Source organism: Roseburia sp. (assembly GCF_041325975.1).
GTDB classification, from domain to species: Bacteria; Bacillota; Clostridia; order Lachnospirales; family Lachnospiraceae; genus Roseburia; species Roseburia rectibacter.
In genome coordinates this window covers 416,119-438,982 of record NZ_JBGLEJ010000005.1, presented here as the reverse complement: position 1 = coordinate 438,982, position 22,864 = coordinate 416,119, and the positions used below count along the sequence as shown (strand labels likewise).

The following is a 22,864-nucleotide window of genomic DNA, read 5'->3' as shown; positions in this document are numbered from 1 at the left end:
TTCGCAATGATAAAACACAAAGACCATTTTCACGGAAGTGATTTAGAAAAAATAGAGCAGATCTACGGCATCAGAAAAGAAGAGATCGTCAGTTTTTCTGCAAATGTTAACCCGCTTGGTGTATCACCGCTTCTTCGTACCGCTCTTTCCGAGCAGATCGATGTGATCACGACATATCCTGACAGGGAATATACATCTCTTCGTAAATGCATCGCAGAATACTGCGGTACAGAATATGAAAACGTCATCGTAGGTAACGGTTCCACAGAACTGATCTCTCTTTTTATACAGATTGAGCACCCGAAAAAGGCAATGGTCATCGGTCCTACTTATTCCGAATACGAACGTGAGATCTCTCTTGGCGGAGGTACGACACTCTATTATCCGCTTCGCGAAAAGGATAATTTCCGTTTAGATGTTGATGATTTTATCTCTCATCTGAACGAAAGCATTGATCTGATCGTTATATGTAACCCGAACAACCCTACATCATCCTGCATTACAAGAACAGAAATGCGTCACATCTTAGATGCATGCAAGGAACATGACATTTATGTCATGGTGGATGAAACTTATGTGGAATTTGCCGATAATATGGCTGATATCTCCGCTGTGCCACTGACAAACTATTATAACAATATTGTCATTTTACGTGGTACCTCAAAATTTTTCGCGGCACCGGGACTCCGCCTCGGCTATGCGATCACAGGCAACCGTGATCTGATCAAATCTATCAATACCAGAAAAAATCCATGGACGATCAATTCCCTGGCTGTCGTTGCCGGAGAGACGATGTTCCGTGACACTGCATACATCAAAGCTACCAAAGACCTGATCTCTTCAGAGCGTGCAAGAATTTATCAGACATTCCAGAAAAGCCCTGATTTTAAAGTATATGAACCAAGCGGCAATTTCATGCTGGTACGCATTTTAAAAGATGACCTTACTTCCCAGGATCTATTTGACCGTGCGATCCGTGAAAAAATGATGATCCGTGACTGCTCCACATTTCCATTTCTGGATAACAAGTACATCCGGCTCTGTATCATGAATCCAGAGGATAATGACAGACTGCTTGCCTGCCTGCTCCGGTAAATATCCGGTCAGACAAATCTGTTCACCAGCATTTGTTTTTGTAATTCATCAAAATATAAAATCTTATTTTCAGCACAAATTTCAACGCATTTTCCTAGAACAAAGAGTCGCTTGCGACTCTTTCGCACTCGAGCGGTGCTGTTTACAGCTAACTTCTTCTCCGCGAGATGCGTAATTTCCTATGAATTTAAAAAACACAGCAGATCTTTACAATCTGCTGTGTTTTTCACGTTCTTATTTATTACAACAGATTGTATCACAAAGCCATACAATCTATTGTTTTTTCTCTTAGAGACCTGTTATTACATCATTCCCATGCCAGGGTTGCCTGCCGGAACTGCCGGAGCATCTTCTTTGATATTAGCAACAACAGACTCTGTTGTAAGCAGTGTAGATGCAACAGAAGTTGCGTTCTGTAATGCTGTTCTTGTAACTTTAACCGGGTCAAGAATACCGTTCTCAACCATATCTACATACTCTTCGGTTGCTGCATTGAATCCGATACCGTCTTTAGACTCTTTTACCTTATTGATGATAACAGCGCCCTCAAGTCCTGCATTTGCAGAGATATAGTATAATGGAGCTTCCAGAGCTTTTAAGATAACTTTTGCACCAGTCTTCTCATCACCCTCTAAGGTGTCAGCTAACTCAGCAACAGCTTTAGTTGCATGGATATATGCAGAACCGCCACCTGCGATGATACCTTCTTCGACTGCTGCTCTTGTTGCGTTTAAAGCATCTTCCATACGAAGTTTTGCTTCTTTCATCTCTGTCTCAGTTGCTGCACCGACACGGATAACTGCAACGCCACCTGCTAATTTTGCAAGTCTCTCCTGTAATTTTTCTTTATCAAACTCAGATGTTGTCTCCTCGATCTGTCCACGGATCTGGTTTACTCTGCTTGCGATCGCATCTTTGTCACCAGCACCGTCAACGATCACTGTGTTCTCTTTCTGGACTTTTACAGATTTTGCACGACCTAACTGATCCATAGTTGTGTCTTTTAATTCCAGACCAAGATCAGAGCTGATCACCTGACCACCTGTTAAGATTGCGATATCTTCAAGCATTGCTTTTCTTCTGTCACCATAGCCAGGTGCTTTGACAGCTACTACATTGAATGTACCACGCAGTTTGTTGACGATCAAAGTGGTAAGTGCCTCACCCTCGATATCCTCAGCGATGATAAGTAATCTTGCACCGCTCTGTACGATCTGCTCTAACAGAGGAAGGATCTCCTGAATGTTGCTGATCTTCTTATCTGTGATCAGGATATATGGATCGTCTAATACTGCTTCCATTTTATCCATATCTGTGCACATGTAAGCAGATACATAACCACGGTCAAACTGCATACCTTCTACTAAATCAAGCTCTGTCTGCATTGTCTTAGATTCCTCGATCGTGATAACACCATCGTTGGAAACTTTTTCCATTGCATCAGCAACCATGTTACCAACATTCTCATCTCCTGCAGAGATTGCAGCTACTTTTGCGATCTGGTCTTTGCCATTTACTTTTGATGACATTGCAAGAATTGCTTCTACTGCTTTGTCTGTTGCTTTCTTCATACCACGGCGGAGGATGATCGGGTTTGCACCTGCCTCAAGGTTCTTCATACCCTCCTGTACCATTGCCTGTGCTAAAACAGTTGCTGTTGTGGTACCATCACCTGCAACATCGTTTGTCTTTGTTGCAACTTCTTTTACAAGCTGTGCACCCATGTTCTCGAATGCATCTTCTAACTCGATCTCTTTTGCGATTGTAACACCATCGTTTGTGATCAGCGGAGCGCCGTAAGATTTATCAAGTACTACGTTTCTTCCTTTCGGTCCTAATGTTACTCTTACGGTATTTGCCAGTTTATCTACACCTGCACCTAATGCTGCTCTTGCTTCTGTGCCATATTTAATTTCCTTTGCCATATCTGTCTACCTCTTTCTGAAATTTATTAATGATAAAAATCTGTTTTACTTTGAACAATTATTTATTCTACAACTGCAAGAATATCATTCTGTTTTACGATAATGTATTCTTCTCCGTCTAATTTTACTTCTGTTCCTGCGTATTTTGAATAAATTACCTTCTGTCCGGCTTTTACCTGCATGGTAACTTCTTTTCCATCAACCATTCCACCAGGACCTACGGCAATAACCTCTGCCTCCTGTGGTTTTTCCTGTGCACTGCTTGTAAGGATGATACCTGATTTTGTGGTTTCCTCTGCCTCACACTGTTTTAATACGACTCTGTCGCTTAATGGAACTAATTTCATGTTGCTTACCTCCTGCTTATGATCATCTGTTTTATTTCTTTTGAGTAGTTATTAGCACTCATTTCTTTTGAGTGCTAACTTATGGTTCATATAATAGATTTTTATATTTGAATCTGCAACCAAATATATTTCTATTTATAATTATTTATTCCAATATTTTCTTATTTTTTCTCTCTTTTTCTCATTTTTTTATAAGTTCACTCATTTTCTGTGATTTTATACTTTTTTTATTTTTTCAGCGGAGACTGTTTTACCGTGCGTTTTACGGTCTGTTTTACTGTCTCCTTCATTGCTTTATTTCCTTCCATCCAAAGCAGTTTTAAGGCTCTTGAAAACAGTTTCTGCCGCTCCGGTGAAAGTTTACTGGTTTCTTTCATCAGTTCCTGTATTTTCTTCCATTTACTGTGGTAAAAATCATCTACCGTACGGATCCCGACTTTTTCGATCATATCAAATGCCGTCTCCACGATCTGTGCTCTCTCTTCCCCGTCTAACTGGTAAATCCATGATTTTATCGTTTCATCCAACAACAGGCTCTGCGCCGCAACCTGATCCACATGTACAAAAGATCTTCCGAGTACCTCCCATGACATGGCATCGTGCTGCTGGATCCCGCTGTTTGAGCTCTTGACAACTTCAAACGACTCCTGATGTTCTAAGAGCATTCCGACAATGGAAGATTCCGGCAGGATCGTGTGCAGCTTCGGCAGCATGCGCTGGTACTCTGTGCTTTCCACCATATCGCTCCTGAATCCCGGACCATCATTGCTGTACACATTTAAAATCTGGTTCTGGATCTGCGGATCACATTTTACGGAGGCATACACGGCAAAATTTCCACCCTTTGAATGGCCGCCGACACGCACCCTCTGCTTTTTGTCTGTCACAGCACGGTTCAAATATTCCACTGCCCGGAGCTGTCCCGGCGTTTCTGACAGATAACCCATATTAAAATCTTCCCGCCAGCCCGTGATCGTGTTGTCTGTTCCGCGAAATGCCACATACAGGCTGTCATCCGGCAGTTCCACACAGACCGCCGAAAACTGAAACTGTTCCTCATCCCGGATCTCATTGACATAGCAGCGTAGTTTTACATCCGAAAAACGTTTTGTTTCCGCCATTTTCTCCATAACAAACGGGGCCGATTTCGTCATGGATACCCGTGCCAAGATTTCGTCTTTATCATTCTTTTCCCAAAATTGTCCGGATGCCTCCTTAAGCGGTACAGCCGGCGCATTTTCCTCTGCTGTAACGATCCCCTCAAAATCAACATATGCAAGCTGCGCTAAAATCAGATTATCAACTTCATTAAATTCATCTGCCTCAAACGATAAATCCCCGCGCCAGTCCATATAATCCATGATATTTGCCATATTTTTCCCCCTGTCTTTTATTCAGATCAGCCCATAATGTTTCAGTCCGTTCCAGATCCCATCTTTATGGATATCTGTGGTAATAAATTCTGCCGCATTCTTTGCCACATCCGTACCATTTCCCATGGCAATCCCATGTGCCACAAATTCAAGCATTTCCACATCATTAGCACTATCCCCGAATGCATAAGTATCTTCTTTTGCGATTCCAAGAAACGCACAGAGACGCTCAATGCCACTTGCCTTGGAATGCCCCGCCTGCCCGATCTCTAATATTCCATCCGGCTCATGGACGATCATATCAAACTCCGTTCCCAGTTCTTTCCTGACAAGTTCTACATCTGCATTTCCAAGTTCCGCACTCAGCTTATTTACCTCATATTGTGCAATTCCGGTAATACTTTTTAGGTTTTCCCCAAGCTCATTTCTCAGATAAATGACATATGGATCATCCTTGAAGTCTTTTTCATCCACATAAATATAATTCGGTCCCTCTAGTACCATTGGTATCTGGTATTTTCTAAGTACTGTAAGAATATGTTTGATTTGTTCGTTGGTCAGTAAAAGTTCAAATAACTTTTCTCCCTCGAATTCAATGTGTGTGCCGCATGCTGCCACAATGCCATCAAACCCGAGTGCCAGTAATTTGGGACTTTTGATATTGGATCTGCTTCTTCCACTGCACAGGAAGGCATAATGCCCGTTTTTTCTTAGTTCTTTCAATGCTTCTTTTGTGCTTTCCGGTATATTCATCTTAAAATCCCATAATGTACCGTCTATATCAAAAAATACTGCTTTTTTCATTATATCGTCTATTTTTCCCTTCTGTCGTGATGGTTTTTATTCTAACAGAATTTTCCCATTAAGCAAAGTATTTTAAAATCCATATCACCGTATAATCGAGTAGGAGGGAAATCTGAGTGATTTCCCGACCTCTCACACCACCGTGCGTACCGTTCGGTACACGGCGGTTCAGTCAACTTAACAAGTAACACACCTTTCGGTGTAGTAATCTAACATTGAGATTAATCCAAAACGGGTTAGTCTTTCTTTTGTAACGGCTACATTCATGGCACCGCCTTGACAGCAGTGTGCGATTCTCGCACCATTATAAGCCGTTGAGTACGCTAGTTTCTTATATACCCCTAGCTTTATTAAGTTCTTCGCGCGATTCTGTGGAGTTTTCCAATGTTTCCATATATACATGCGCAATCGAAATCTTATGCTTTGGTCGAGCGTGGCACATAACACCTTCATACTACCTATTTTAAAGTAGTTAATCCACCCTCTGATAAGCTGATTAAGTTTCTCAACCTTATAGCTGTTACTAACGCCCCAGCTACGACAAGTGAGTTCTTTCATTCGCCTCTTGAACTTTGCTACTGATTTTGCATGTGGTTTTGCCTTAAATTGGTGTGCTCTTGAATCAAAGTAGAATCCGAAACCCAGATATTTCAATCCTCTTGGTCTATCTACTTTGCTCTTGGTCATGTTAACTTTGAGTCCTACTTTCTCTTCAATAAAACGAGATATGTTTCTCATTACACGATTGGCAGACATTTCGCTTCCGACCATAATAATACAGTCATCCGCGTATCGTACAAAGTTAAGCCCTCTCTTTTCCATTTCCTTATCAAGTTCATTCAGCATGATATTTGCCAGTAATGGTGAAAGATTTCCTCCTTGTGGTGTTCCCACAATAGAATCCTCATACTCATCATCAATCATGATTCCACTGACAAGATATTTCCTAATGATCGAGATAACATCTCCATCTTTTATAGTTCTGCCTATGATGGTCATAAGCTTGTCATGGTTTACTGTGTCAAAGAACTTTTCCAAGTCAATGTCTACAATCCAGTCGTTGCCCTCGTTCATCATATCAAGTGCTGTCAGGATTGCCTGTTGTGCACATCTGTTCGGTCTAAATCCATAACTATGATCATGGAACTGCTCCTCATAGATTGGTGTTAAGACCTGTGCAATAGCTTGTTGTATAAATCTGTCTGTTACTGTTGGCACTCCCAGGTTTCTGAAACCGCCATCGGGCTTTGGTATCTCCACTCTCCGTACTGGCTGAGGTTTATACTTTCTTGTCCTCAACTGTTCCTTGATGTTTTCGCCGTTCTTTGCAAGATGTTCTTTGAGTTCTGTGTACTTCATTCCGTCCACTCCCTCTGCACCTTTGTTTCGTACGACCTGCAGATATGCTCTGTTGAGGTTATCGCTAGATAATATCTGCTCCATTAGACTACTTGTGTCCATGCGTTCTTTCCTTTCCGTCTCGCTTGATTTGACCATCTTTTACCCGATTGGTTACGGCAGATGTTATCTCTTCTGCAATACGAGACATACTCAAACTTATTGATTGTTCGCCCCTTTGCTCCATCTCCATTACAGAGACTTCTTCACTACTATGGGCTCGGCTGACTTCTCACAGTTCGTTGTTACTAGGCTAATGAAACCCCTGTGAGACCTCCACGCTTAAGGTGCACGCTCTTTCCTCTCATCTATCCGCCACATTTACTCGTACTTCCAGCAACTTTAGGACTTCATCTCTTTTGGCAGACTTATCCGTATTTCCGAGCCTTATATGTGATTTCTGTCCGTCGGACCAAGAGTTTGCTTACAGCTTCCTTCAGATTCCACCTCACGATGGACACCCTTGCTGTTCTGCTATACACTTCCTCGTTGCCTAGGCGTGTTCGGGACTTTCACCCATTAGAGCGCGCCCATGGCGCGCAAACCAAAAATGCCGCACAACCCTTTTACAGGCTGCACGGCATAATAATGCTCACTATTCTGTTTGCTTACCCGCGATGCAATGCTCCGCTCGTCCTACTCGCGGTGCATGGAGAAGCTTTCCATGTCGTAATTCTTTAAGTTGTCATGGATGGTACGGTCATCTGCCTGACCGATCAGGGTATCACGGTTCTTTTTGGAAGAAATCTGATCGTTGAACGCACTTGGACCACCAACGCAGCCGCCCTCGCATGCCATACCTTCAATGAAGTCTTCCGGCAGTCTTGCAGCTTTTAACAGAAGTAATGCTTTCTTACACTCTGCCGCACCGTTTGCCTTGCATACGGTTGCTGCGATCTCATCGTTAGACTCTTTTAAGCTCTCAAGTACTGCAGCTGTTACACCGCCGGAGTTTGCGAAACGTTTACCAAATGTAGATGCTGTCTGATCATCATTTGGACACGGCTGTAACTCAACGCCTTTTGCTTTCATCATTGCACGGATCTCGCTGTATGTTAATACATAATCTGCATTTCCCTCGATCTTCTGATCTGCAACTTCTGACTTCTTGGCAACACACGGTCCAATAAATACAGTGATCGCATCAGGATCTTTCGCTTTGATCAGACGTGAAACTGCGCACATCGGAGATACTGTTGTAGATACACACTCTGCTAATTCCGGATAATGTAAACGCACCATATTTACGAATGCAGGACAGCAGGAAGTAACTTTTTTATTTCCCTCTTTATAAGCCTCAGCCCACTCTTCTGCCTCATAAGCTGCTGTCATATCTCCACCGAGACCTACATCATAGAAATCCGTAAATCCCATCTCTTTCATCGCTTTTTTCCAGCTTGCCATTGTGATATCTGCACCAAACTGACCTTCTGTTGCAGGAGCTGCCATCGCATATACATGTTTGCCTGCTTTTAAAGCCTCGATTACCGGCACAATATAAGTCTTAGAAGCGATTGCACCGAACGGACAGCTGTGGATACATTTACCGCAACGGATACATTTTTCTTTATCGATCACAGAAATGCCGTACTCATTGTATGTAATCGCATTGACCGGACAGCTGAATTTACACGGTCTCTTTAAATGTGCGATTGCATTGTAAGGACATGCCTGTGCACATTTTCCACATTCTTTACACTTGGAAGGATCAATATGGGAACGGTCTCTTCCCGGCTCGATTGCGCCAAATTTACATGCATTGATACATGCTTTTCCAAGACAGTTCTGGCAGTTCTCTGTTACAGTATAACTGGAAATCGGACAGTCCTCACATGCGGAGCTGATAACCTGAACCACATTTCCATCATCCTCTGCGCCCGGTGCTTTACCCTCTGCTAAACGGACTCTCTGACGGATGATCTCCCTCTCTTTATAAATACAACAGCGAAACTGCGGTGTCGGACCTGGAATGAGTTCTGTTGCGATGTGGTCTCTCTCTTCTTCAAGTCTGCCTTCAAATGCAAGCTTTGCGACTGTGTAGAGTACATCGTGTTTGATTTTAATCACATTTTCATCTGCATACATCGTGTTTTACCTCGCTCATCTTATCTTTGTTAACTTTTTAACCATCTTAGACATTATATATTATCTGTATGGAAATTCAAGTACTTCGCATGTTTTTATTGAGAAACACTTTGATTTTTTGCATCTTATTGAAAAAATAACAGTTCAAAATCCAGCAAACTCACCAAATAATCCTAACAATTCAAATCCATTCAATCCCATAAGATCACATTCTTCCCCCGTAATGTCTGTCATTTCACTGCCCTTTTTCACGGAAATTCTACCATTCAGACCATCTTCATCATCGGATTCAAATGTGAGTGTTCCGTCCCCCGCTGCAGGGTTTCCTGTAATAGCAGTCCAGACAGAGTGTGTCTCTTCTCCCTTTAAATATGTGATTTTCATGTTCTGCATCCGGAAGTCACCGCCTGAAAATAAAATTTCCATATTCTGCCTATTTCCATCAATTTCATAATTTACAGCGATCGCAGCCAGCTTATTCCGGAATAAATATACCTTACATTCCATCTCCCCCGCTGCTGATACTTTGTCATAAACCGCCATAAATATTTTCCCGGCAGGATCTTCTGATATTTTTGTCCCATCTCCATATTTTTTCTTCGCAGCTTTCTCTGCGGCATCTAACACATTTTGTACATTATCACTGCTGATCACAAACTGATAGCCCACACAATCTTTTTTCTGACCGTCAATTTCAAATTCCTGTTTTTCGATTTTATTGATCTTAATTTTATTAAATTCTTTCCGTGCTTCTTTTAATATATCTTTTCCAATCTCTTTTTGTTCTTTTCCACCATATAATCCTGCCAGAACCGTATTAAAACGTTCCAGATTCTGTGAACCGATCTTTTTTGCGATATATCCGCTTTGTTTGTTACTGTTATAATCATATGTAAATACTTTCGAACTCAGTGACGGAAACTGTGCTTTCAGTTCCTTGTCATTTAGTACCATTACAAATTCCAAATCCTGCAGCTTATCAAGATCTAACGTTCCCCTTAACTGCTTCTGTGCAGAATCTGATGCATACTCTGCCTGTATCTTCTGTTTCTTCCACTGCCCTTCTATCGAAATGGTATAATCTTCCCCATTCAAACCGTCTGCCACCTGTGGCTGATCCTTGACCGTTTGATACATAGCATATAAAATCTTATCGCTCTTTCTTAAAAAAAATCCATTTTTTATCCCTGCAAACAGCACAATTGCCAGAACTACTATGATTCCTGCAGACAAAATCCATATTTTCTTTAATGATTTCTTATGATCATTTTGTATTTCCATTGTAAGCCTCCATTTTCAGCCTGAATGATCCCGTTATTCTTACACATTCATTTTAATTTACGGTTTATTTTATTCTTTTTTCGTTCACTTGTAAACCAATAAAGCAAAAAAATGCTGCCTCCCATTTACAGGAAAGCAGCCATTTTTATGATCTTATTTTTTTATTTTAACACTCTTTTTTGCACTCCAGTTTCCATATACCTTTTTGCCGTTTACCTTGACATAAGAGCGCATTCTTACATAGTAGGTTTTATTTTTTTTCAGTTTTGTATAAGTTGCAGATGTCTTGCCAGAAGAAATATTTTTCTTTACCAGTCCTTTTTTGAAATTAGAACTCGTTGCATACTGTAACTCGTAACCACTGATGCCTTTTACTTTCTTCCATTTTACAACCATCTTTTTGCCAGATGCATTTTTTACGCTGGTAACAGACGGCTTAGCTGGCGCACTTGCGGCATAATCCAAAGTAAAGTTGTAACTGCCGATGCCATACCCTTCCGTACGCTGTGTCACCGCAAGATAATAATTACCTGCTGCAAGTTCAAATGTCTCTGTTGTTTTACGTCCGTCAGAAAGTTCAAAATTATAAACCTGATTATAATTTTTATCATAAAACAGATATTTCAATGTATTATCGGTAGAATTTAACGCATTAAAAATAATTTTGCCCTTTGCCGGCACCTTAAATCTGAAATAATCAATGCTGTCATTCGCTGCCATCACGCCTTTGTACTTCTTTTTCAGATCAATGGCATTTGCAGTATCGATCATATCATTATTTTTTTCTCTGTAAAACTTTCTTTCAGATTATTCTTCGATACAGTCAAAGTAATATCATCACCAGTAACAATTTTCAAATAATACTGTCCACCAGTCAGATATACGCTCCAGCTAAATGAATTATACGCATCCTTTCTTTGCTAATCCAGCAGATTCTGCATGCTCTTTAAACTGATCAAAAGTGTTGATGTATTATGCAGTAATGCTGATGTAGTCGGCTGTAAAATTCCTGCTACACCTCCAAGGATCAATCCAAGATTGAAACTTACGATAAAGCGGTAATTGCCGCGGATACGTTTCATCAGGCTGTCCGATAATAGTTTTAATGTTACGATCTGGTAAAGATCATCCGAGCCAACCGTGATATCTGCGATCTCTCTTGCAATCTCTGCACCATCACTGATCGCAATACCAACGTTTGCAGCGGAAAGTGCCGGGGAATCATTGATTCCATCACCGATCATGATCACTTTTCTTCCGGCTGCTTTTTCTTTCTCAATAAATCCAGCTTTATCTTCCGGCAGTACTTCGGAATAATACTCGTCCACACCGACACGCTTTGCGATTGCTGCTGCGGTACGTTCGCTGTCTCCTGTCATCATAACAACCTTTGTGATACCGGCACGCTTTAAGGAATTGACAACTGCCTCTGCCTCCTCACGAAGCGGATCTTCGATACAGATCACACCTGCCAGTTTTCCTTCGATAGCAAGATACAGATGTGAATATTCTTTTGGCAATGAGTCAAACAGATCCTGCTTTTCTTCCGGAATCGTACAGTTTTCATCCTCAAAGACAAAATGGCTGCTTCCGATCACTGCACGTTTTCCATCGATCGTTGTTGATATACCGTGTGCTACGATATACTCCACTTTGGTGTGCATTTCCTCATGCAGCAGATGTTTCTGCTGTGCTGCATCCACAACAGCTTTTGCCATGGAATGAGGAAAATGTTCCTCTAAACATGCTGCGATACGCAGTAACTCATCCGAATCTGCACCGTTAAAGGATACGACGTCAACAACGGTCGGCTGCGCCTTTGTGAGTGTTCCTGTCTTATCAAAAACGATCGTGTCTGCATCCGCAACTGCTTCTAAGTACTTGCCACCCTTGACGGTCACATGATATAGACTTGCCTCACGGATCGCTGACAATACGGAAATTGGCATTGCCAGCTTTAACGCACAGGAAAAATCAACCATCAGTACAGATATTGCCTTATTTACATTTCTGGTCAGAAGATATGTTAATGCTGTACCGCCCAGTGAATATGGCACCAGTTTGTCTGCAAGATGCTCTGCTTTTCCTTCCAGTGCAGATTTTAATTTTTCAGACTCCTCGATCATGGTAACGATCTTCTCAAAACGGCTGGAACCACCGACTTCTTTCACAAGAACTGTAAGTTCTCCTTCTTCTACCACTGTTCCTGCATAAACAGAATTTTCTTTTACCCTCCGGACCGGAACAGATTCTCCGGTTAAGGATGCCTGGTTGACCATCGCCTCACCATCGCTTACCACTCCGTCAAATGGGATGACATTTCCCATATGAACCACAACTTCATCTCCCGGACGGATTTCTGAAGTTGTTACGAGTACTTCCTGATCTTCGCGCTTTAACCAGACTTTTCCTACATTTAAGGACATCGTACGCGCCAGATCATCCACGGATTTCTTATGCGTCCACTCTTCTAAGAGTTCTCCTATGCCAAGTAAGAACATAACCGAGCCGGCTGTCTCAATATCATTTCTGAAAACCGATACCCCGATCGCAGTTGCATCGAGTACCGGCACTTCAATCTTCCGGTGCCATAAGCACTGTAAACCTTTCCATATATATTTTACGGATTTGAACGTCGTGACACATGCCCGTACCGGATATGGCAGAAACATTTTACTTGCATAACGGCAGACAACTTTTTCGATCAGTTTCTCCTGATATTTCGCATTTAATTCACGGCCGGAATTTTCGATCACACCTGCGGGAACATCCACTTTTTCATAAGAAAACTGCTGTAATGTACGGATTATCTCTGCACGATCTCCAATATAAGAGATTACCGCATCCCCGGTTCGCTCATAAACTTTTGCAAACGTCACATATTTATTGCTGTGTAAAAAATAAAGAAGCGTATCTGCCTGTCCACAACTCATCCTGTACTGGGACACATGGATACGCATACGCCCTTTGATCTCATGTTTGATGACAAACTTCATATTTCTCACTCCATTTCCAGACTGTCTCTAAAAAAGGAAGCACCTGAGGATTTTCTCCCGGTGCTTCCTGTCGCGGTATAAGTAAGCCACTGCTTTTATATTTTCATCCTCATTTATTTATATGAAGAAATCCTCTCAGGACTACTTGTTTTACACCTTATTCTTCAACAGCTGCCTCGTTCTCGGCTGCACTGTCCTCTGTTTCTGCGGCTTTCTCTGCTTCATCTGCGAAAGCTGCTGCCTCTGCTGCTGCGGCACGCTCCTCGTTGATACTCTTAGCCTCCTCGTAGATATCACCGGCATTCTCCTGAACAGTTGTAACTGTGTTCATTACACACTCCTTTGCACGAAGTACTGCTGCTGTACAGTTTGTGTAAACTTTCTTAGCATCCTTGCTTGAGAGAACTTTGACACCTGCGGTTCCAAATAATACTCCTGCTGCAAAAATACCTGTTTTTTTCCAGTTAATTGCTTTAAAACAATCTAACATCTTATGTACCTCCTGTGGATTAAATTATTTGTATTGGCTGTCATTAACCGACTGCCCTCTCTGTAACATTTTAACGATTATATACCCTCATTTTTCCATTTTCAACTAAAAAACGGCAAATGAGAAATTTTATCATTTGTCGTCTTTTTCATGTTTCATGTTTTATCTTTCATTTTCTATTTTATATTCAGCGTACGCATGGAGTTTAAAATTGCGATCACAGAAACTCCGACATCTGCGAATACTGCTTCCCACATATTTGCCATACCAAGGGCACCTAATAATAATACCAAGGCCTTGATGGCAAGTGCAAATACAATATTCTGTTTTACAATGCCAAGTGTCTTTCTTGCAATTTTAACGAGTGATGCGATTTTTCGGATATCATCATCCATAAGCACAATATCCGCTGCCTCGATCGCTGCATCCGATCCCATGCTTCCCATGGCAATTCCGATATCTGCCCTCGTGAGTACCGGTGCGTCATTGATACCATCTCCGACGAACGCAAGCCGTTCTTTTTCATTCTGTGAACCTAATAACTTCTCCACTTCTCCAACTTTATCTGCCGGGAGCAGTTCTGCATGCACTTCATCAATGCCAAGTTCTGCTGCAACAGCATCTGCCGCCGCCTGTCTGTCTCCAGTCAGCATTACCGTCTTTTTCACACCGACCTTTTTCATATCAGCGATTGCATTTTTACTGCCTTCTTTGACTGTATCTGAAATTACGATACTTCCGGCAAATACATTGTTACATGCCACATAGACAACTGTTCCGGCAGTCTTGTTTTCCGTGTAGGCGATATTCTGCGCCTCCATCAGTTTTGCATTACCAAGGTATACTTCCCTGCCATCAATAAATGTATGGATACCGTGTCCGGCGATCTCCTCCGTATCTGTAACACGCTCCATGGAAAGCGTTTTTCCGTATGCTTCACGGATCGAGTTTGCAATCGGATGGTTGGAATACCCTTCACCGTAGGCTGCGATCTCCAATAATTCTTCTTTTCCGATCGTGTTATTTTTCTCTGCAGATGGCAGGACTTCAGAAACTTTAAATTCACCTTTTGTCAGCGTACCGGTCTTATCAAAAACGATCGTTGTCATCTCGGCAACTGCCTCTAAATAGTTGCTTCCTTTTACTAAAATACCAATCTTAGAGGAAGCACCAATTCCACCAAAGAAACCAAGCGGAACGGAAATAACAAGTGCACATGGGCAGGAAATAACAAGGAAGATACATGCTCTCTGTATCCAGTCTGCCCAGCCGCCGCCTAAGATCAGCGGAGGTAAGATTGCTAAAATCACTGCACCGATGGTAACAACCGGTGTATAGTATTTTGCAAATCTGGTGATAAAGTTCTCCACTTTTGCTTTTTTGCTGCTTGCATTCTCTACCAGTTCTAAAATACGGGCTACCGTAGAATCTTCGAATGCTTTTGTTACTTTTACTTTGATCGTGCTGCTTCCATTCACACAACCGCTGATGATCTCATCACCGACGGTTGCCCTGCGTGGTACAGATTCACCGGTCAGTGCAGCTGTATCGATCATGGATGTTCCCTCTGTCACGATTCCATCAAGCGGGATACGCTCGCCCGGTTTTACAACAATGATGCTTCCCACTTCCACATCATCCGGATCTACCTGCGTTAACACGCCATCTTCCTCTATATTTGCATACTCCGGACAGATATTCATCATATCAGAAATAGACTGTCTGGATTTGCCGACCGCATAATTCTGGAACAGCTCTCCAACCTGATAAAACAGCATAACTGCAACTGCTTCCGAGTATTCTTTTACACCAAATGCACCAAAGGTTGCGACCATCATCAGGAAGTTTTCATCAAACACCTGTCCGTGACTGATGTTTCTTACCGCCTTAAAGACAATGTCATAACCAATCACCAGATATGGGATCAGATAGATCAGAAATACAAGCCACTGACCCGGTAACTGCTCTAATACTCCGGTATGTTCTAAAACCATTAACACTACAAACAGCACAAATGCAGTGATAATACGGTACAGCATTTTTTTCTGTTTTGATGTCATATCGTTTCCTCTTTTCTACTTTTATTTCATATGTTCATGTATTCATATGTTTTCTTTTTTGTAAGCCCGGTATGCATGTATTTCATACAACGTGCTGCCTGATATCTTTTCTCCTGCGTCTTTTTATTTTGCGCAGATATATGTTCATGTGCAGCACTCCTTTTGCATAACCGGGCTTTTCCTGTATGAGACCGATTGTCACACACAACTATGTTATTGTTTTATTTGGATTTTTCTTACAGTAAGATCTTGCAGTCCGGTTCAACCTTTGCGCAGACTTTTACTACTTCTTTCATGATGTCATCAAATTTGTCATCTACAGCATCTACCATCATTTTCTGTGTCATGAAACTGACACTTGCGTCGTTAACACCTTCGATTTTTTTGATTGCCTCTTCCATTTTTGCTGCGCAGTTTGCACAGTCAAGATCCTCAAGTTTGAATTTCTTTTTCATTACCTCTTCCTCCATTTTCTTTTTAATATGAATTTTGTTTTTACTTACTCTTCGATATGTTCTCTTCCCTGGTCAATGATAGTCCTTACATGTTCATCTGCCAGTGAATAGATCACGGACTTTCCTTCACGTCGTCCGGTCACAAGCTTTGCCTGTTTTAAAATCTTAAGCTGATGTGAAATTGCCGACTGGTTCATGTTCAGCGACTGCGCCAGATCACATACACACATCTCAGACTGAAACAGTACGAACAGAATCCGGATTCTCGTGGAATCTCCGAATACCTTAAACAGTTCGGCAAGATCATATAATTCATCCTCGTCCGGCATCTGTTCACTTGCCGCTTTGATCTTATCTTCATGGACTTCATATGCCTCACAGCATGGTACATCGTTTATTGCCAAATTCTACACCTCCGGTCGTTCACATTATCATTTGAACATATTCTTATCTGTTCATATGTTTATGATAATACCGATATGTGGATTTGTCAAGGGGATAAACGGTAATTTTAAAATATATATAGATTGTATAAAAAATGTACTTATCTTAATATACAAATATAGAAACAGAGCATCGTGTTACTGGGTGTGTTGACCTCTATTCACATGAATGGAGGTGGTGCCAATGAAGAAAAATCATTTTGATTTTCGGGTTTTGATGCAGTTTGGTCTTTTCCTTCTGGCATTGCTGACGTTTATTTTTACGTTCTGCAAATAGCTATTTTTACATAGCAAAAAACCACCCTCGTATACTTGGCGGTTACTGGGTGGCTTTCTACTAATCCATTAATAGATCAACCACTTGTGGGCGATTGCTCCTATTTTTATTCTTAATATAGCACCTCTTAGAAAAAAAATGCAATGCGTTCATTATTGTAAATTATGTTTATATTCTCCGTATCAGAGCCCACATACCCATCATCAGATCTGCCGGGATTATTTTTGCGGCTGCCCGGTGCAGAGTGCAGACGATACCCGGTGTGGATACCGCGAGTCCAAGTTTCGCATCTGATAATGCATGATGTACTACATTTTTCTGACGGGAAGCAAGTGGGAAACTTCGGATGTAAGAACTGTCACTGCTCTTTTTTGCCCTGCCGATAAACTCTGTATCTTTGATCCAGTATGGGCAGACGGCAGTCACACGGATTCCTGTTCCATAAAGTTCTACACGCAGTGCCCTGCTATAACGGTATAAAAATGCTTTTGTTGCCGCATAAACACTAAGATATGGGAAAGGCTGAAACGCTGCTGTCGAGCAGATCTGTAAAATACGTGCCCCACGTTTCATAAAAGGCAGTGTGATCTGCGTCATGGCAACAGCAGCCTTACAGTTCAAATCGATCATGCCATCCACATCGCTTCTTTTGATATCCCGCCAGGAACCGATCTTTCCATACCCTGCCGCATTGACTAATATGCGCACATCCGGCTTCTCCTTCCAGAGCATTGCCTCTATCTCCCGCAGCGTCTCTGGCTTTGTCAGATCCCCGGTAATGATTCTAAGATGTGTCTGACTTTCTTTTTGTAATGCAGTCAGGCGTCCTTTTCTGCGCGCGATCACCCATATTTCACCTAATTTTTCCTTTCTGCTGATCTGTCTTACAAATTCACTGCCAAGTCCGCTTGAAGCTCCTGTTATAATTGCTATTTTCATAGATCATGTTCCTTTCTGCTTTTTCTATTAATTATAACAACATTTTTTCTTCTATACAGCTTTTTTGTTTCATTTTCCAATACATTATGGGCTCCCCGATAAATGCTGGTTTGTGGGTGATATGAGTTTCCTCGTGTAGGGTGGTTCCGGGGGTTTTCGATTGGCAAATTGCATCAAGCCAGGACTCGTTTTGTTCCGTTGTACGAAAATAAGTCAATCTAAGGCTGCCTGGTATAGGTTGTGGCGGAGTGACGTGTGCGTCTTAAACGCCCCGTCCGGGGGGCATTAAGACTTGTGCTGCCGTCCGTGGCAGCACAACACTGTGTTACGGACAGGCAGACTAAGATTGCCTAATTTTCTCCCAAAGTCACAAAACGAATCCTGGCTTGATGCGATTTGCCAGCCACTAAGTTGTGAACCACCCTTCGCCGGAAAACTCATTTTACAACCTTGGGGGCGTAAATTTTTAGTGTTTTGTGTCTGAATCTGATTAAAAAAAGATTTCCAAATAACTATATTCAATAATTTATTATTTGTTTGATAACGCTGGCAAAAACCTCGATATATACCACTATGCCCATATTTATTGCCATACACATTTGAAAAAATATTCTGCGTTATTAATCTGGCAATTTACGAAAAATTTCATGTAATACAATGCAGCAGCTGAAAATTTTGGAAAGTCATCAGGCTAAATATTAATGATACAGCACATTAGAATTTTAAGCATATTCTCATTCGTGCGAATATCAAAAATTCACACCCGCACCCCCATTTTGAGATGAACCGCCCACCCAAATGGTGTTCACAACCTGGAGGTGGGCATCTTGCGCAAAGCTGGAGCTGATTTTGTGACTTTGGGAGAAAATTAGAAAATCTTGGTGTGCCTGTCTACATACAGTGATGTTCTGCCACGGATGGCAGAACAAGGCAGCATCGAGTCATGGATGACTCGTTGTTGCCGTTCACGTCACTCCGAGAAAATCTAATTCAGGCATACCTAGACTTTTCTTATTTTCGGACAACAGAACCAAAATTACTCCGGCTTTGCGCAAGATGCCACTCACAAGCCTACGATACACCATTTGGGGAGATGATTTATTTCATAAACAAACCAGCATTTGTAAGATAGATTGAAATCACACTATCAAAAGTTGTTTACACCCCGCACAAAAAATTTTATAATATGCCTGTCCTATAAATTTGAAACGGAGTTATGTATGGAAAAATTACTGGTATTTCATTTAGATGATGATAATTTAAAGAAATTAAAGCAAATAGCAGGGGCTTTGAAAATCCGGATAGAGTTAGTTCCTGCCACTGATTATTTAAAAACATTAGAAATGATCGTAAATAAGACCTCGTCCCCTCTGTTAAACCCTTTTCCCGGGGAAGTTCCATCAGAAAGCCTGATCGTATTCTGTGATTTTCCAGAGAAGAAGATGGATAAACTTCTGCTTGCGCTCCGCAGAGATCAGGTTACCATTGATTATAAAGCTGTTCTAACCCCGACAAACCGGAAATGGAATGTAATGCGGTTGTATCTGGAAATGCAGGCAGAGAAAGCTACTTACCAAAAAAATAAGGCATAAGTCCGGAAACAAAACTCATTTTTCAGTTTATGAATGCCCTGATAATGGCAGCATTCATAAACTAATGGGTTTCGCATGGCTATGCCTGATGCAAATAATCGCTAATCTTCTTTGATCTGTGCGATCATATCCATGATTTCTTCTCTTGTCTGCAGCCCGACTGCACGGTTCTGGAACAGTCCGTATTTCATGACAACCAGTGTCGGAATGCTCATGATCTGATATTTCAATGCCAGCGCAGCTTCCTCATCAACATTGACCTTGCCGAAGATGACTTTGCCATCTAATTCTTCTGCAAGCGCTTCGATCACCGGAGACTGCATCTTGCACGGTGCACACCACTCTGCCCAGAAATCAAGTACAACCGGGAGTTTCGCACCAAGTACTTCATTTTCAAAATTATCTTTTGTAATTGTGATAACTGCCATTTTCTGTTTTCCTTTTCCTGATGTTTAAATTCACATAATACTGACAATACTCGTATTACAGATTTGGTCAGCCAGACCTTTCCTTTTACTCACGTCCAAACTCAGAAAGAACCAGTCCCTCATTACGGTCAAGCACCATACCGACACTCCAGGAGTTGACAAACAGGAGTAGCGGTCTGCCTTTTAAGTCCTGAATCTTCTTCATGTCCGAAGTTCCGACAAGCCTGTCCATATCAATATCCTCATTCTCGATCCAGCGGATATGCTCATATGGCAGGTTGTCCATACGGATCTCTACATTGTATTCATTTTCCAGACGGTATTTTAAAACATCAAACTGAAGGACACCAACAACGCCGACAATGACTTCCTCCATACCCATATTGTATTCCTGAAAAATCTGGATTGCACCTTCCTGTGCGATCTGCTGCATACCTTTCATGAACTGTTTACGTTTCATGGTATCTACCTGACGCACTCTTGCAAAATGTTCCGGTGCAAAGGTAGGGATTCCTTCAAACTGGAACGGTTTTGCTGTGGTAAGCGTATCTCCAATTGAAAAAATGCCCGGATCGAACACACCGATGATATCCCCCGCATATGCCTCATCCACGATATGACGCTCCTGTGCCATCATCTGCTGCGGCTGTGACAGTTTGATCTTTTTATTGCCTCCCTGTACATGCGTAACCTCCATACCGGCGGTAAATTTTCCGGAACAGATACGCATAAATGCGATACGGTCACGGTGCGCCTTATTCATGTTTGCCTGTATCTTAAATACAAATGCGGAAAAATGCTCATCAAACGGATCGATCTCCCCAATATCAGCCTTACGCGGCAGCGGGGAATATGTCATTTTTAAGAAATGCTGTAAAAATGTCTCCACACCAAAGTTGGTCAATGCAGATCCGAAAAATACCGGGGAGAGTTGTCCTTTTGTTACAAGATCCATATCAAACTCTGCACTTGCCCCATCGAGAAGCTCGATCTCCTCCATCAGCTTATCGTATGCGTCCTGTCCGATCTCCTCGATCAGTGCAGGATCATCCACTGCAATATGCTTTTCGGTTCCCTCTTTTGTTCCCTTTAACGTGTCGGAGAACGTCATGACCTCTTTTGTATTACGGTCATATACACCCTTAAAATTCTTTCCGGAACCGATCGGCCAGTTGACCGGACAGGTTGCGATCCCAAGTTCTTTTTCAATCTCGTCTAACAGATCAAACGTATCATTCGCATCGCGGTCCATTTTATTGATAAAAGTAAAAATCGGGATGTGACGCATCACGCAGACCTTAAATAATTTTCTCGTCTGTGCCTCGACACCCTTTGATCCATCAATGACCATGACTGCAGAATCCGCAGCCATCAACGTACGGTAGGTATCCTCCGAGAAGTCCTGATGTCCCGGTGTGTCCAGAATATTGATGCAGTAGCCGTCATAATTGAACTGTAACACAGAAGAAGTAACGGAAATACCTCTCTCCTTCTCGATCTCCATCCAGTCAGATACCGCATGGCGTGCAGTTGCCTTTCCCTTGACAGAACCGGCAAGATTGATCGCTCCTCCATAGAGCAGGAACTTCTCTGTCAGGGTTGTCTTACCTGCATCCGGGTGGGAAATGATTGCAAATGTACGTCTTTTTTCTATCTCTTTTCTTAAATCAGCCAAAACTTTTTTATCCTCCAAAAATCCTTATAAAATCGGGATCGCTTCTCCCGCACATTCCGGCTCTATATCAAAATAAGCAAGAATGGTTGCTGCAATATCCGAAAAGCAGCTTCTGGTTCCGTAATTAACACCCGCTCTGATCGGTTTTCCATACATTACAAGTGGTGTATATTCTCTGGAATGATCGGTTGATGGCGTACTCGGATCACATCCGTGATCTGCCGTGATCATTAAGATATCCTCATCTCTCATTGCAGCTATTAGCTCCGGCAGGCGCTCATCAAAATAAGTCAGTGCCTTTGCGTAGCCTTCCACATCATTGCGGTGCCCGTAGAGCATATCATAATCTACAAGATTTGTAAAACAAAGTCCCTCAAAATCCTGTTTCATATATTCGATCGTCTTATTGATCCCGTCCTCATTTCCGGTCGTGCGCACATACTCTTTGATACCTTTTTCTGCAAAAATATCAATGATCTTACCCACAGAACGCACGTCATATCCACGTCCGCACAACTGATCTAACATCGTCACCTTTGGCGGCTGCAGGGAAAAATCATGACGTCTTACCGTTCTTGTGAAATTGCCCGGCGTACCGACAAACGGTCTTGCGATCACACGTCCCACACCATTTTCCCCGGTCAATATCTCCCTTGCAATCTTACAGTATTCATAAAGTGTCTCTACCGGGACAACATCTTCATGTGCTGCCACCTGAAATACAGAATCCGCAGATGTATATACGATCAGTTTTCCCGTTTTCATGTGTTCTTCGCCGTAATCACGGATCACATCCGTTCCCGAATACGGTTTGTTGCAAAGCACTCCCCTGCCCGTTCTCTTTGTAAACTCATCTAAGATTTCCTGTGGAAATCCGTTCGGGTAAGTCGGCAGCGGACTGTTTGAGATGATGCCCGCGATCTCCCAGTGACCGATGGTCGTATCTTTTCCCTTCGATACCTCCGTCATTCTTGCAAAGGAACCGGTGGGATTCTTTTCTTTCTCTCCGATCTTAACTCCATCTATATTAAAAAATCCTAATTTTCTCATGTTTGGCATGGAAAAATACGGACTGGATGCCGCTGCTCTTATGGTATTGCTTCCAGCATCACCGTAATCTGCCGCATCCGGCATTTCTCCAATTCCAACACTGTCAAGTACGATCAAAAATACTCTTTTCATATTAATCTCCATTCTTGCG

General features: G+C 42.1%; 19 protein-coding genes. 2 read left to right on the top strand and 17 right to left on the bottom strand.

The genetic code is table 11. From position 1 onward, the window contains the following. Positions 1 to 6 precede the first annotated feature (6 nt). Positions 7 to 1,095: a histidinol-phosphate transaminase gene (locus tag ACDD58_RS13310; RefSeq protein WP_117921730.1), complete on the top strand. Its 1,089-nt coding sequence runs from the start codon at positions 7 to 9 to the stop codon at positions 1,093 to 1,095. 302 nt (positions 1,096 to 1,397) lie between these two features. On the opposite strand, the gene groL is transcribed toward ACDD58_RS13310, so the two are convergent. The 14 genes from groL to ACDD58_RS13240 form a co-directional block, all read right to left on the bottom strand. Next, entirely contained in the window at positions 1,398 to 3,020 is a 1,623-nt protein-coding gene (gene groL / locus ACDD58_RS13305) for a chaperonin GroEL (RefSeq protein ID WP_117921728.1), read from the bottom strand. Positions 3,021 to 3,082: 62 nt separating this feature from the next. Beyond that, positions 3,083 to 3,367 carry a co-chaperone GroES gene (gene groES / locus ACDD58_RS13300; protein ID WP_006857823.1) on the bottom strand — a complete coding sequence of 95 codons (285 nt, stop codon included), beginning with the start codon at positions 3,365 to 3,367 and terminating at the stop codon, positions 3,083 to 3,085. Positions 3,368 to 3,594: 227 nt separating this feature from the next. Continuing rightward, positions 3,595 to 4,740: a DUF2974 domain-containing protein gene (locus ACDD58_RS13295; protein ID WP_370777890.1), complete on the bottom strand. Its 1,146-nt coding sequence runs from the start codon at positions 4,738 to 4,740 to the stop codon at positions 3,595 to 3,597. Between the two features lie 21 nt (positions 4,741 to 4,761). Further along, positions 4,762 to 5,544, bottom strand: a complete 783-nt coding sequence (locus ACDD58_RS13290) for a Cof-type HAD-IIB family hydrolase (RefSeq protein ID WP_117921725.1) — start codon at positions 5,542 to 5,544, stop codon at positions 4,762 to 4,764. A gap of 177 nt (positions 5,545 to 5,721) precedes the next feature. Further along, positions 5,722 to 7,005 carry a group II intron reverse transcriptase/maturase gene (gene ltrA, locus ACDD58_RS13285; protein WP_370777888.1) on the bottom strand — a complete coding sequence of 428 codons (1,284 nt, stop codon included), beginning with the start codon at positions 7,003 to 7,005 and terminating at the stop codon, positions 5,722 to 5,724. Between the two features lie 573 nt (positions 7,006 to 7,578). Continuing rightward, positions 7,579 to 9,027, bottom strand: a complete 1,449-nt coding sequence (locus ACDD58_RS13280) for a 4Fe-4S dicluster domain-containing protein (protein ID WP_370777886.1) — start codon at positions 9,025 to 9,027, stop codon at positions 7,579 to 7,581. A gap of 144 nt (positions 9,028 to 9,171) precedes the next feature. After that, positions 9,172 to 10,308 carry a hypothetical protein gene (locus ACDD58_RS13275; RefSeq protein ID WP_186899571.1) on the bottom strand — a complete coding sequence of 379 codons (1,137 nt, stop codon included), beginning with the start codon at positions 10,306 to 10,308 and terminating at the stop codon, positions 9,172 to 9,174. 153 nt (positions 10,309 to 10,461) lie between these two features. Then, positions 10,462 to 11,079, bottom strand: coding sequence for a fibronectin type III domain-containing protein (locus ACDD58_RS13270; protein ID WP_370777884.1), 618 nt, complete (start codon positions 11,077 to 11,079; stop codon positions 10,462 to 10,464). Between the two features lie 149 nt (positions 11,080 to 11,228). Continuing rightward, on the bottom strand, positions 11,229 to 13,304 hold the full coding sequence (locus tag ACDD58_RS13265) for a heavy metal translocating P-type ATPase (protein ID WP_118208951.1): 2,076 nt from the start codon (positions 13,302 to 13,304) through the stop codon (positions 11,229 to 11,231). 157 nt (positions 13,305 to 13,461) lie between these two features. Beyond that, positions 13,462 to 13,794 (bottom strand): DUF6110 family protein, encoded by a 333-nt coding sequence (locus tag ACDD58_RS13260; RefSeq protein WP_117922633.1) that lies wholly within the window; start codon positions 13,792 to 13,794, stop codon positions 13,462 to 13,464. A gap of 176 nt (positions 13,795 to 13,970) precedes the next feature. Continuing rightward, a complete protein-coding gene (locus tag ACDD58_RS13255) occupies positions 13,971 to 15,854 on the bottom strand; it encodes a heavy metal translocating P-type ATPase (RefSeq protein WP_370777882.1) in 1,884 nt (627 codons plus the stop codon). Positions 15,855 to 16,090: 236 nt separating this feature from the next. Then, complete coding sequence (locus ACDD58_RS13250) at positions 16,091 to 16,309, bottom strand: cation transporter (RefSeq protein ID WP_117922635.1); 219 nt, start codon at positions 16,307 to 16,309, stop codon at positions 16,091 to 16,093. A gap of 44 nt (positions 16,310 to 16,353) precedes the next feature. Further along, the gene (locus tag ACDD58_RS13245; RefSeq protein ID WP_117922636.1) at positions 16,354 to 16,713 is read right to left on the bottom strand and encodes a helix-turn-helix transcriptional regulator; all 360 of its coding nucleotides are present in this window, start codon (positions 16,711 to 16,713) and stop codon (positions 16,354 to 16,356) included. Between the two features lie 484 nt (positions 16,714 to 17,197). Continuing rightward, positions 17,198 to 17,968, bottom strand: coding sequence for an SDR family oxidoreductase (locus ACDD58_RS13240; protein ID WP_118208953.1), 771 nt, complete (start codon positions 17,966 to 17,968; stop codon positions 17,198 to 17,200). Positions 17,969 to 19,188: 1,220 nt separating this feature from the next. Between ACDD58_RS13240 and ACDD58_RS13235 the strand changes: the two genes are divergently transcribed. Continuing rightward, positions 19,189 to 19,560, top strand: a complete 372-nt coding sequence (locus ACDD58_RS13235) for a DUF3783 domain-containing protein (protein WP_370777879.1) — start codon at positions 19,189 to 19,191, stop codon at positions 19,558 to 19,560. Positions 19,561 to 19,661: 101 nt separating this feature from the next. On the opposite strand, the gene trxA is transcribed toward ACDD58_RS13235, so the two are convergent. The 3 genes from trxA to ACDD58_RS13220 all read right to left on the bottom strand — a co-directional run bounded on the left by trxA (position 19,662) and on the right by ACDD58_RS13220 (position 22,845). Then, entirely contained in the window at positions 19,662 to 19,988 is a 327-nt protein-coding gene (trxA, locus tag ACDD58_RS13230) for a thioredoxin (RefSeq protein WP_117919284.1), read from the bottom strand. A gap of 85 nt (positions 19,989 to 20,073) precedes the next feature. Next, complete coding sequence (locus tag ACDD58_RS13225; RefSeq protein ID WP_370777877.1) at positions 20,074 to 21,663, bottom strand: peptide chain release factor 3; 1,590 nt, start codon at positions 21,661 to 21,663, stop codon at positions 20,074 to 20,076. Between the two features lie 24 nt (positions 21,664 to 21,687). Next, complete coding sequence (locus ACDD58_RS13220) at positions 21,688 to 22,845, bottom strand: phosphopentomutase (protein ID WP_370777876.1); 1,158 nt, start codon at positions 22,843 to 22,845, stop codon at positions 21,688 to 21,690. Positions 22,846 to 22,864: the final 19 nt, after the last annotated feature.